Annotated in this window: 3 protein-coding genes and 4 pseudogenes; all 7 read right to left on the reverse strand. The window is 40.5% G+C overall.

Annotation, left to right across the window (positions count from 1 at the left end; all coding sequences use genetic code 11):
* The coding region (locus JCM16496_RS15485; protein ID WP_128809652.1) for a glycoside hydrolase family 88 protein at positions 1-1,623 on the reverse strand (1,623 nt) is incomplete at its 3' end.
* 56 nt (positions 1,624-1,679) lie between these two features.
* Positions 1,680-4,387, reverse strand: a pseudogene (locus JCM16496_RS15490) (glycoside hydrolase domain-containing protein).
* Between the two features lie 33 nt (positions 4,388-4,420).
* Positions 4,421-6,662, reverse strand: a pseudogene (locus JCM16496_RS15495) (GH92 family glycosyl hydrolase).
* Between the two features lie 114 nt (positions 6,663-6,776).
* Positions 6,777-8,948 carry an alpha-N-acetylglucosaminidase gene (locus JCM16496_RS15500; RefSeq protein ID WP_128809653.1) on the reverse strand — a complete coding sequence of 724 codons (2,172 nt, stop codon included), beginning with the start codon at positions 8,946-8,948 and terminating at the stop codon, positions 6,777-6,779.
* 45 nt (positions 8,949-8,993) lie between these two features.
* Entirely contained in the window at positions 8,994-11,081 is a 2,088-nt protein-coding gene (locus JCM16496_RS15505) for an alpha-N-acetylglucosaminidase (protein WP_025835427.1), read from the reverse strand.
* 84 nt (positions 11,082-11,165) lie between these two features.
* Positions 11,166-13,479 (reverse strand): annotated as a pseudogene (locus tag JCM16496_RS25020) (GH92 family glycosyl hydrolase).
* A gap of 38 nt (positions 13,480-13,517) precedes the next feature.
* Positions 13,518-14,551, reverse strand: a pseudogene (locus JCM16496_RS15515) (aldose epimerase family protein).
* Positions 14,552-14,564 lie beyond the last annotated feature (13 nt).

The raw sequence follows: 14,564 nt of genomic DNA on the forward strand, positions 1-14,564 counted from the left end.
GACTTTAGGGGTACGACTACTTCGTCCCTCCACAGCACAATTTTCAACTGTGATACGTGAAGAATCGAAATAATCTTGTAAAAAACCTCCCCATCCCCATCGGTCAGCTTCCCCCTTGTCCGAGCGATATTTCACAGTAGAGTCCCCGATGACAAATACAACTGGTGCTTTTGAATTCAAACGACTGACCCCAGCCACAAACTGGAGAAAATTTCCCGGTTCCGAATATGTAAATATAGACGCATCACTCTGTTGTAGAGTCGGATAAAGGCATACTGCGCCACCATTCATTTTCAGACAGTTACTCTCAAGTAATTTACACATTTCAGCTCCTGCACCAATCACAGCACCATATCCTTGCAGCACATTATCAGCCATCGGTCGCCGGACATAATAAGCTGGATCATAAGCAACGCACGCAGAAGAACTGACACCGGACAATCTACCATCATTCCCGATAGCAGACGAAAGAGCCTGCCATCCAAGTAAAGCTACCGGACCATAAGCTATTGCATCTACCCATCCACGATTGATGGCACGTGCTATCGCATACACAAAAAAGGCAGTAGAAGAAGTTTCATAACCGGAATCGCAACGGTCGAGTAAACGATACCAAAAGCCATCTTTGCTTTGACAAGCTGCGACTCCCTCAATATGCTTGCGCAACAACTCTATCAGACCGTTTCTTCCCTCGTAATTAGAAGGCAGAGCATCAAGCACCTCACACAACGCAAGCATAGCCATTCCATTAGCGGGTCCCCAATAATAAGCAGGATGCGTCCTCATGCCTTCGACCCACCCATGCCGGAAAAGCCCTTTCTCCGAAACGAACAATCTATCAGCGAAATTACCTAGCTGAAAAAGAGCCTCCCGATAATATTTAGTTTGGTTATATTTTGAAAGGGCTCCCATCAAAGCCAAAGCTGGAACACCTTTATAGATATCATCCAGCCACAATGTATGACGAAAAGGGCAATCACGCGAAAAAGTACCATCAGCCAAGCGTGTAGTCCTATACATCACCGTATTAACCCAACCTTCTACCAACGGACAAGCACCAGATATCTCTTCTGCCAAACAAGCCTTTATCATAGCTGCGCACATCGTGCCGCAATCATCCAAATCACGTGGAGATAGCAACTGAATCACCTCACTATCAGTTACACCATATTTTTCGTATACCCTACCGAAAGCAGGAAGCACTTCTGCCAAAAAGCTAAGGCGATTATGCGCATAGTCCCGATAGGCATCATCACCAAGGAGTTCAGCAGCGGTAAACATAGCAGAATAGGTCATTCCACCCCCATTATCTACCAGGCTGAAAGTCCCCCGTTCAAGCTGTGCTTCCCGGTTAAGTTCCGCACCAGCCGGAACATGCCTTCCTTTTTTCCCATCTATCACTTCATAGGGAGTATTCCTTTCCAAATACTCCAATACACATTTCATATCTTTCTTTATCTCGTCAGGGGATACTATGCCATAATTCACACCATCGGCATCCTCCGATATCCCTTTCTCCCTTTCTGTTACCGCATACCTTTCAGCTTTCTTTTGGGCTACAGCTTGGTTTCCTATTGCCAACAAACATGCAGCTGTTACAATTAATGCTATTCTATTCATCATTATAAACAAATCTATTTATTAGACTCCTTATTCAATCATCCCATAATAGGACCTAATTAATCAAGTCTCTCTACGCCCCAACTCAAATTGGGATTCTTACCCATCCATAACTCCAAGACTCCCCCTTGTGTCAATTTATCATGTGGTATCAAAAAAGAATTATATGGTTTCCCATTTAAAGAAGCGTGTTGTATATAACAGTTTTCTGACGAGTTGGAATATGTTTTTATTTTGAACGTATCTCCCTTGTAATAATCAGAATCAAGATGTATTATTATCTCGTCAAAAATAGGACTTGTTATTTCGTAAGAAGGATGTTGAGCCGACCCACCATTAATGCAAAAAAGCCCCATCTGCATCAGCGCATGAAGTGCCCCCATTTGTCCTTGATCCTCATCCATGCCCCCATAACCCTCATAAGGCGTAATTCCGGCAAATGTTTTCTCGCATACCTGCCTAATCCAATATTGTGTTTTCCAAGGTTGACCCATATACGAAAACACATGCCCTGCTGAGAGTCCTGGCTGGTTAGAATAATCAACATAAGAGTGTCTAAAGTTAGATACAACAGATTGTTTAAACGCATAATCCAACTTCACACATAAAGAATCTTTTCCCCCCATCAAGCTGATAATCCTTTTAAGTCATGCGAGACCCCAAAAGAAGCTTGCCAAGAAGAAGCCTCAACGAATCCTTGACCATTAAACGGATTCAAACTCATCCACTGTCCTTTTTCATCTTTTGGGAACAACAACTTTATCTGAGGATGAAACAGTTTCCTCCACCCCAAGGAACGCTTAGCAAAGTGCTTTGCATCTCTTTTTTGTCCTAAGCTCTTAGCCATTTGAGACAACGCCCAATCCTCCAAAGCCCATTGTATGGTAAATCCCGCTCTTCCTGGAACATAGCCACATTTCTCATAGAAAGGTTGTAGATGAGATATTTCAAAGGACTGCATTCCCCCTTGTCCATGATTCCTTTTCATAGCTTCATATCCTTTCCAAATATCCCATTTTTTTGTTATCGAGCGTTGGAATGCACTTGTTATCAACAAAGTAGCAGGACATCCATCCATTATATATGAATAACCGCCCATAGAAGGACCTCTCGGCAATAACCCTCCATTAGTATCATATTGAATCAACGAAGCTGCAAAATCATCAAGCACATGCGGATATACAAGCCCCCACAAAATATTCAAATTCCATTGGCTTCCCCAAAACGCATCCGAATTATACATATTGAACTTTGACCTTCCCAACTTATCCTTAGGCAAAGTCTTTATATTAAAATCAGATATATATTTAAATTGGGCTCTGGGACCAGAAAGAACTTTCTTACCATGTGTCAAATCAGGATAATCACCACTAAAATCATTAATTTTATGGCGTCCCAACAATACATGCCACAAATTTGTATAAAATTTTATTTTTTGCGCATCTGTTCCACCCTTAACTTCAATTTTTCCTAGCCAATCATTCCACTCATCCTGAGAGTTCTTACGGACTTCATCGAAATTCCAATGCTTGCAACTACTCAACAGATTATCCCTCGCATTCTCAATGCTCGTAAAAGAGATTGAAGCCTTCAACTGCAATAGTTCTCCTGCACGCATTTTATAGTTTAGGATAAGTCCACCTTCTTCTCCTGAAAATGAAGAACTATCCCTAAGCAGTATATCATGATTCCACGCTTCTACATCTTCAAACGGCTTATCCAATTGAACAACAAAAAAAACCTTAGCATTTTGAGGTCCTCCCCATAAACGGTCCTTTGTTATAAAGCTGCCTTCTATTTCATTTTTAGATACGACTCGCACATCATAATCCGCCATGACTACACTTCCAAGTTTACCTCCCAAACTCAATATAACTCCTGCACTATCATTCTCTGTAAAACGGTACCTATAAAAACTCGAACGTTCTGTTGCTGTTTGTTCAACCCAAATTTTATAATCTTGCAAAAAAAGCCTATGATAGCCAGGTTGTACTATTTCATCATCATGACTGAAAGTTGATGCCCATCCCAGCATTCCTTTTCTTGGGTCAACCCCACCTGTCGTAGGATGATATTCAAACCAGATTGCATCCAACAGTGCAGTTGCCAAATCCAAAAATTTGATTCGAGTTATAATTATATCCACCTCCACCTTGATTTTTATTTCTAGTAATAGGAGCAGCCCAATCATTCCATACGGCTGATTACCCGTTATAAAATAAAAGAAACGAGTAGGAACTGTTTCAATGTAAGGGTCAACCCAAGAAACATAATCTGCATAATCCTCTGGAGAAGGATATACTTCTATCTCCGAAAAGCCTAAATTTTTCCCATCTCCATCAACTGCATAAAACTTCAACCATGAAACTTTCATTTTAGGAATATTTATCACATAGGGAAGCCCATGGTTAGGAAGTCCATGGTAAACTTTTGAAAAACCATTTGACCCTTCCACTCTAACTGCCGCTATATGATCGTACCTATTTACCCTATCGTACAATATAATCTTGTTAATCCATTGCTCTTCATTCCATTCCAATTTAATCCATGGCAATATGCAATGCCCCCAATAATTATTCTCACCTTTTTCGGCCCATTCCCCTATATTGTCAACACCAATCACACCATCAACAACATTTGCTGGCAAATATTCTTCTGACAAAGTAGAAGATGCCGTTACATGGGCTTTGGGAGCAATATTATAAGGATTGCTCCAACAATATGTACAAATACAAGCAACGATACAGCTATAACAAAATCGTAACATATTTTCAGTAAAATATTTATAATAAATCAAGAATCATTCTTTATTCAAAACGTCTTCAGCTGATGGTGGTACATCCCCTTTAGCGATTCCCCATGCTTTATTAGGATATTTACCCATTACGAGAACTAACTTACCACCATCTTTTATATCATCATGTTCAAACCAAGATTTATTCCAACTCCTTCCATTCAATATGGCCGATTGAATATATTTATTTTCGGTTGATGCTCCCTGAGCTTCTATCTCAAAAATTTTACCATTACTTAAAGTCAGTCGAACACGGTTGAATATCGGGCTTCCAATATTGTACGCAGGCATTCCTGGAGTAACAGGATAGAATCCCAACGCAGAAAATGCGACAAAAGCGGACATGCCCCCTCCATCTTCATCTCCCGGCATTCCCATTAAATCATTGCGAAACCACATACCAAGCAATTTCCTAATACGTTTCTGGGTTTTCCAAGGTTGTCCCGCATAATTATACAAATAAGGGACATGCATACTTGCTCATTCGCCATTGAGAACTGGCCGACATTACCTGTATGATCCGGTAATTGCGCATAAAATGCGTATTTACTTCTCCCTAATGATTCACTAAACGTCTGGTCAAGATTAGCAATGAATTGCTCTCTCCCTCCCATTAAATCAATCAAATCAGCTACATTATGAGGCACGTCCCAACGATATACCCAACCGTTGTTCTCACCATAATATTCACGAGCTCCCATTCCTCCAGCAAAACGATAATCGAATGGCTCAATCCATTTGCCATTTTTATCTTTCGGGTGAAAGAAAGCCGTTTTATCATTATATACATTACGATAATTATAAGCACATTTCAGATAATGGGCAGCATCCTCTTTCTTGCCCAGTATATCTGCAATCCTCGATAAACACCATTGATCATACGAAGTACCCAATGTCACAGCAATCGGCTGCCGTTTCTCAAACGGGTGTACATTCGGATCCGTTTCCTGCTCCCCTTCTTGAAGTGCCGGAATATATCCGTTCTTCTTGTAGAAATCATCTATCCAACCGGCAGGTGCTCCAGACCATGGAGCCAGTGTCTTTTCCTCTATACCCTTACGACAAGCCATATAAGCTTTTTCGAGGTCAAATCGCAAGCCCTTAGCCGCCGCATCAGCTACTGTTGCCACTGCATGATTGGAGTTCATCCGACGCGAGTCACCTGTGATTTCAGGAAATGTGGGCATCCACAAGTTACCCATCTGCTCAGCCATCCGCAAATAAGATTCTATAATGTCTTTTTCAACTGTTTCATCAAGAAGCAAACGCAATGGATGTGCAGCGCGGTATGTATCCCAAATCCAGTCATCGGTATAAAAAGGAGTACCGTCATCCTCATGCACCTTTCCATCAAATGCACTAAAATAATTTCCATCCTCACTAATACACACCGGACGTTCAAATACCCGATAAAGTGAAGTATAGAAAACCGATTTCTCATCCTCACTTCCTCCATCTACCTCTATCTTTCCCAAAGTCGTATTCCACACATCTCTGCCATGCTCAGCCAAACGGGCTATGTCGTAATCTTCTATTTCCCGTTTCAAATTCTTCTCGGCCTGCTCTTCACTGATAAAAGAAATGCCATAGCGGACATTTACCATTGCAGTTCCCACAGGAAAACGCAATACTGCACAAGCATTCTCTCCGGCAACTTCTTTCTCTGCAATTTCCACCTTGCCTTGTTTCAAAACACCTGCTTCCTGAAAAGGGACATCAGTTTCCATATACAAATAGACTTGAGTATTATTTGCCAAACGCTGGTAACCACTTACATTTCCTTCACAAATGCGGATAGCACCGTTTCGTGAATTAACAAACAATTTCGGCTGTTTATCGTGACAGCCAAACTTAATACTATATAAAGCTGACTGGTGTGAAGGAGCATATTCCACATCTATTTGTTCATCTTCTAGACGAACGTTATAATAATATGGTTTTATTACTTCATTATCATAACTATAAGCCACAACCGGTTTATATTCTTCTCGCAATGAAGGACTCAAATTAAAAGCCGAACTTCCCCGGTGACTAGTTACCACAACAGGAAGCCCATTAAGTAAATCACTTGTATAGTCAGCACGTTCAGGATACACCCTAAGCATACTATTGGAAGATGGACTGTCGGGAATGTAGGCACCAGCAAATGACTAATATTACCCATATAAGGATTAACGTAATCAACCGGTTTTTTCACAGTATCTATATCTTCCCTTGTCCGCATAACACATCCCACTAACAAGGCCATCCCCAAAAGGGAAACAAGAAAACTGATTTTCTTCATAACACTTAAATTATTCATTATACACTTGACAAACAGCGCATATCCGGCATTAACACCGCATATCCACTCTTCTACAAACTAATTTATTCTCATCTCATATTTTCTTAACAAGTGACGGGCACACTCTTGCAAATCCCCCTTTGTCAAACGCTTTGTCATTGTTCTGGAAGCGACCCAGTCTTCCTCAAACTTCTTCAATCTATTATCCAGTTCTTTCTGATTAAATTCTTGGTTATTTTCCACCGCTTGCAAAACTGCATCGATGTACATATCCCAACGCACAGCATAATATCCGGCTACCAGCCCCGACCACGTCCGACTGGCATAATCGTTCAATGTTCCTCCCCACGTAGTTATCAAATTACGTGCATTTTTCTCATAATAGTCCTGGATAACCGGATCGCGACTATAAGCTCTGGCATCGTCAATCCACTTATCAAGAGAAGTATACTCATGGTAAGAAGTCAACACATCAATATCGTGCAGAATCTCACGCATCTCTGCAGCACGCATTCTTAATGCCAATAGGTCTCCAGTCGTATACACCCGGTCGAACTCATTTTTAACTGCCAGAAAATAATTCCCCAATAACTGTCTGCCAACGGATATCACATCCAGGCGCAACGCATTCCGATTCAATTCAGAAACCTCCAACAACATTTTCCATGCTTTCAAAAGCTGCCGATTAGAATAATCTATTTTTACACGTCCACTGTTCACTCCCATCACAGGTCTATAATTAGGCAAAATCCCGACAGTTTTAGGTACTTGAACATATATATCATTAAATAGAATCTTCCAAGCTTCACGAACCGGTTGAATCACCTTACCTGCATGACGATCTGCCAAAGCATTTACCCAAGTATCATCCCCTTTATCTATTGTCCAGGCTTTTTCTAAAATATATTCATACGGAAATTGGATGACATCAAGACCTTCCAGTGTGGAGCCGATTCCCTTCAAATTATCTCCTCCTTCCTTCAGTGCAATATCCAATCTTCGCCCACTTTCTTTTACATTTCCCGTAATACCCGTGTTTCCACCGAAATTTCCTAAATAACACCAGATATAAGGCTGACCATGAAAACAGTTTGTCTGTTTCCACAATTCCACATTCTCACAATGATAGTCCAATAAAGACAATTTGTTTTCAGGGACTCCTTTCAAAAAAGCCTCTATCCGGGGAGCTGTCCATTTTTTCCGGTCAAAGTAAAACATCCAAGTCATCTGCAACCACTCAGCCTCTGAATCAGCTTCCTTTAAAGTATGATACAAATCAGAAGCAACCTTATTCAAATAATCCGGTTCCCAAGAAGGAGGCTCACCTTCATTAAAAGGGTCAATGCCATAGATATGTTCTGTTCCGAATAGTTTTCTCTGTTCTTTAAGAAATTTCTTTTGCAACAGCGCAAACAAAGGTTCTTCCGGATTTAAAAAAGAACAATGATACTCCTTGGTAAATCCAGCCCATTTCCCTAGAGTCTGAATATCTGCCTCAGGATAAATCCTTTTTAAGGCTGCAGGAACATGTCCGTTAAAAGCCGGCAGCACGGGTTTCATATTCAGTTCACGCTCACGCAGCAAAATCTGTTGCTGAAGTCTTGTCTGATTTTCGAGCCATTCCATTGGCAAAGGGCCATTCCATGAATCGATATTTGCCATTCTATGCCAAGGAAGATAAACTGGTCCTGTAAAATAGGAAAGGATATCTTGATCTCTCAAACCGATATCTTTCCAAACTTTATACCATACAGCCTCTTGTCCCGTTATGGCTAAAGGCATATTTATGCCATTAAGTGCCATCCAGTCTATGAACCTTTGCCAATCATCCCAATCCCAAAAAGCCATACTATAACCAAAAGTGCAATAATTCAAGAAAAAGCGTCTTTTTACCTTTGCCGTTATCTCTATAGGCGAAAGTACTTGTGGCAACTTCGCGGGCATCTCTACCGGTTGGTCCGTATACCAAGAGACTGTAGTCAAACAATAATATTTCAAATAGTAGTTCAAGCCAGTTGCCATTGAATTAGCATTATTTCCGCTAATCATAATTCTGGCATCAGCCGTAGATTCAATTCTAAAAAGATCTTTTCCATTACCATCTACTTTCTTAAACAAGAAACTATCCGCATAAGCAGGAATTAAACGTTTTAACATAGATTTCGCGACTTCAACATCCCTACAATTTCCTGCCTGCATAGCTATTGCCCCCCAAAGCAATATCCCAATTAAACAAATTCCTTTCTTCATCCTTACCATTTTCTTCAAAACAATTTAATCAGAAACAATGCAAAATTATAAAACAGAAGCCTCTTTTACCAACCGAACCGCTGCTTTCAACGGATTACGAAAAGTCCGAGTCGTATTATGCCAAGGAGTCACAATCCAGTTTTCTTCCCACTCCCCTAAGCTCTGATCCGAAAAATAAAGTTGCAAACGAGGTATATAATAGTCTTTTATCAAACCTGACCACACACGAGCAGCATAGTCTTCCTGTCTTCCTCCCCACGTCGTAATCAAGCGCTTAGCATTCATCTCATAACGTTCACAGTCCATAGCAGACGCACCACAATCCCTTGCCTGCTCAATCCATCGATCCAACCTATGTAGAGGATGAGACAAAAGCAAACGATCGGCATTCAATAACAACGAAACAGTTTGCGCCAATTTTCTATCTGCCTCCGTTTTATTCCCCATCTTTTTCATTTCAAGTGCCTTGACATATAGCAAATCAGCCTTAGCGCCCAAATAGAACGCAGCAAATTCGATAGCATCGTTCCTATACAATTCAGATTGTCGCAAACTTTCCGAACAATTCAGAAAAAGTTCCACCGCTCGGAAAAAATCATCGTTCATAGCCACCTTCGTCTCTCTTATACTATCAGGAACAACTGTTTGCCACGTAAAGCGAGGATAGGCATAAAAAGAGCCATATGTACTTTTTCTCAACAGAATCCAAGCTTCAGACATATTATCCGGATATCCACCGTAACGAGCCTTACAATAACGCTCCAACCACATATCCAAATTTATTACAGTATCACTCCAGCCTGCATCAGCAAGCAACTCATATACAACCTCATTACTTTCAAGTCCCTCTGGAGCAGATCCAAACCCCACCAAGTCTTTTCCGCACTCAGCCTGCAAAGCCTCCACAGACGCAGATGCATACATATCCAATTCTCCAGTCAATATATTCTTACCACCAAAATTGGGTACATAACTAAAAATCCACTTTTTACCATAAAACCCTCCATGCCTTTTCCATGTTTGTTCCGTTTTCCACACCCATTTCGGAAAATCATTGCCTAAATCTATAATAATCATTTTATCATCAGGCACACGATTCAACAGCGCGCTCAAACCTGCCTGATCCCAGAAAGACCGTTGATAGCCGAAAGTCCATCCCTGAGTCACCCATACCGCATCCGGATTTCCTGCAACAATAGAGTTATATATCGTTTCACCATATTGGGCAAGCAATCTATTTTTTCCCTCTTTGTCATTTTTGTCAATAGGAAGTTCCATTTCATTAAAGCTGTCTGACAAATAATATTTATTTTTGCCAAACTCCTTTTCCCACTCCTCAATGAACATTTTGCCTATCTCTACGAAAAAAGGAGAATCAGGAGGCAATACGTATGCATTATAGTTTTCATCAAAACCGCCCCACTTCAAATGATTAAACTTTATCTCTGGATGTTTCTGAACAAAAGCCATTGGCACAAATCCAGCAAAAGCTGGAGCTATGGGATGCATATCCAACTCGCGCATTCTCTCCAATATCCGATGCTGCAACTCAATCTGCTCCTTTTGCCAATTATCAGTCAGTCCTCCATCCCAAGAATTCAGATTACCCATACGATGCCAAGGCAGATGAGCCGGTGCAGTAAAGAAAGACTGCACATCCTCCTTTTCCAACCCCAAACGCAACCATACACGTTCCGCTATAGCCTCAGCAGCCACTGTTGCCAACGGAAAGTTTACCCCATGAAGTGCCATCCAATCAATTTCTTGTTCCCAACGTTCCCATCCCCAAAAAGGAGCTGTATATCCATAAGTACAAACATTCAAAAAATAACGCAGGTTATAGGGTGTAGTCTGATGTTGTAAACTATAATCCGGCCATACTTTAGGTAACACCACATGGCTTCCTCCCCAAGTGGCCATTGAGCCACAAGCTTCTTGCATATAACGTCGAAAAGCATAACATAAAGCAACCTGACTACTACCTTCGATTGTCAACACTCCCTTTGACGCTTTCACTGAGAAATAATCCTTTCCATCCTGACAGTCCATTAATTTTAAACGCACATTCTTGCCGCAATCACCAAACTTTCTATTTATCACTTGCCACGCAGGTTGTTCTATTCCATCAGCCATAACAGATAATGATACACACAAGAAAACATAAAAAAAACTGTAACGCTGAAATCTTCATTCTAAAAATATTCTTCATAGGTCCAATCACTGTATTTTAAAAAGTGAATTACTAATTTTAACCCTCCCTTTCCTCATTTTAAAAGACAAGACACCTCCTTCCATCAATTCCGTATGAGTGACAAATATGCGTTTTATAAATTTTCCATTCAGAGTAACCTTATCTACGACATAATTATCCTCTGAAAGGTTATCGGCTATAATCGTCAATTTTTTCCCACCGGGAAGATGCAATGTCGCGCGTTCCAGTTGAGGTGCCCCCAAGACATACTCACCACCACAAGGATTAACCGGATAAAAACCAAGACAAGATAACATATACCAAGCAGACATTTGTCCGCAATCATCACTGCCAGGAAGACCATTCTCTCGATTTTTATAAAACTTGAAGTTAGATAGCGCATCAACAAATCCGTTTTCTCCCCTTCACCTGTATATTTATACAGATATGGTAAATGGTGACAAGGCTCATTGCCATGCCAATACTGCCCCAAGCATCCTGTAATCTGCCAAGATTTACCTTTTACTATTGGATTTGTTTTTGCAAAAAACATCGAATCCAAACGATTTGCCACCTTTTCACTTCCTCCATTCAATTCCATAAGCCCTGGGATATCATGTTGCACATGAAAACGATAATGATAGGCATTCGCTTCCGTAAAGTCAGATTCCGGAATCCACTCTCCAACAATCTCATTCACATCGACATCCTTCTTGAATTCACCTTTTTTATTTTTACCACGCATAAAACCAGAACCAGCATCATATACATTACGGTAATATCCAGCCCTATTCATAAGAAAGCCATACTCCTTCCATTTATTTAAAGATTTGGCCATCTGCGCAACACAATAGTCATCGTAGATGCCTTCCAGAAGTTTAGACACAGTTTCGCGCCCATTGTCAATAGCCGTCATTTTATCATCATAAGGGATGTAACCATAACGATTTATCAAATCTATATGATTTCCATGATGCATCTTCGTCACCGTAGTCCATAAAGCATTGAATATTTCATTATCTGTAAAATACGGTGTCCGTATTCCTTTCAGCCAAGCATCTGCTACAACCGGAACTGCATGATTGGCAATCATAGTGTGTACCTCCCTGCCCCATAATCCCCAACGAGGCAAATAAGGATTTGCTTCAGACGGTCTATCAGCATAAGTTTCTTTTTTACTATAAGACAGCATCATTGAAGTCTGCAATTCCTCTGATAATGATGGGGTCAATATTGTATACAACGGATTTGCCGCCCTATATGTATCCCAAACCGAAAGAGTTGAATAATATTTTCCATCTGGTGAAACATAAACAGAATCATTCTCCGCACGATATTCTCCATTACAATCTGCAATATTATTAGGTTGAGTATAAAGCGATAAAAAGCCGTATAGAAATTACACATTTGCTCATCAGTTCCCTCGATTTCGATAAGCCGGAACAAATCATTCCATTCACGTCTTGCATTACTGCACTCTTGTTCAAAAGACCCCCACCCTCTGAATTCTCGATTCAAATTGTCTTGAGCATTTTCTACACTCACAGTAGATAAAGCTACACATACCTCCAACATATCATCTCCTTGCATATCAAAACACAGAACGTATCGTGGAGCTTTTTCATCCGCACCACCAGGACTTTTCATTTCAACAATACGTGAAATCGGTTTATTCCATGTTATCACATAGAACAATTTACGCTGAGTCCACTCACGCGCTTTTCGGTAACCACACAATGTATAGTTATCAAGAAACTTTTGATTGGCTTCAAGTACATTATCTTTTATATTTCCCACATTCCAGCTTACTCCATACTGCAAATCAATCAGTAAATAAGCTTCTTCCCCTTGCCGATAAGTATAACGATGATAAGCAACATGCTTCAAAGCAGTCAATTCTATTTTTACTTTATGAGTAGTCAACTCAACCGAATAATATCCAGGATAAGCTTGTTCCGTATCTTTTCTATATTCTGAACGAAAATCTGAGCGTAGCTCTTTATTCTTAAAATCACCACAAAAAGGCAAGAGCAAAATATCAGACAATGTAGGACATCCCACACCATTTAAATGTGTTTGTGTAATCCCCCAAATATATGGATCACTATATTGGTAACCGGAAATATGGTCTCCTTCATACCCCGGATAATGATCTGTGGTTGTCTCCGGGCTAGGCTGTACCATACCCAACGGCCTTACTGCTCCCGGGAAACAGTGACCATCCCCTTGAGTACCAATCAATGGATTTACATATTGTGCATAGTCTTTCTCTCCAGCCAAACCATATAAATAAGAAAAAAACAGTAAATAAGACAAAATAGACAAACGTAAATATTGCATATCTCAAGTATTAAAATAAACCCAACCTCTATATAACTCTACTCCACTGTAAACTGATATACAGCCCTAAAAGTGTATTCTTCGCCCACATCCAAAAGTATAGATGGAAAATTTGCCCAATGTACAGCGTCAGGATACCCTTGAGGTTCCAAAGCAATTCCGGCACTACTGAAATAAGGTGTACCATCCTTCCCCACATCAGATCCATCCATCATATACCCCGTATATACTTGCAAAGAGGCTGATTGGTATAAATAGACAATTTTCGCCCACTACTTTCTTCATATAATTCCACAGCTAATGGGCAGTCTCCTACATTATTTAATACGTAAGCCAGCGAAAAACCTTTCTGTTGTCTGATACCCAGATAGTCCGTAGCCAAAGCATCTGAAATTGTCCGTCCATTTCTAAAATCAAGTACAGTTCCTCCCAATGAAATTATTTTCCCGGTAGGAAGCAAACTATCATCACAATCAATAAGCTGAGCAGAACATAGCCGGAGTCTATGAGATAAAACACTTGTATACCTCTGTACACCAGCTAAATTAAAAAAAGCATGATTTGTCAAATTTATAGGAGTTAAACAATCTGTTACTGCTCTACACTCTATTTCCAACGAATCACTATCGGTCAATGTATAACGAACAGACACCTTCAAATTACCAGGATAACCCTCTTCACCATCAGGGGACAAACGAGTAAACAGAACCATCTGTTCCCCTTTCTGATTTATGCCCGCCGAAGCATCCCAACAACAACAATGAAATCCTTCAACACCACCATGCAGATGATTAGGTATCGGTTTACCATAGACATCATTGGCAGCTAACTTATAATAATTGTTCCCAAGATTGAAACCGGCATTCTTTATACGTCCACAAACACGACCGATTGTGGCTCCATAGTACTGTTCGCGAGCATTTTTATAGCCAGTCAAATCATCAAATCCCAGCAAAACATCTTCTAAATTTCCCTGCCTATCAGGAACAAGCATAGCCAACCAACGCGCTCCATAATTCGTAAAACGGGCCATCAAACCATTACGGTTGCAAAGAGTAATTACACGTTCCATATCATTTCACCCA

The sequence above is a fragment of the Bacteroides rodentium JCM 16496 genome (assembly GCF_000614125.1).
GTDB classification, from domain to species: Bacteria; Bacteroidota; Bacteroidia; order Bacteroidales; family Bacteroidaceae; genus Bacteroides; species Bacteroides rodentium.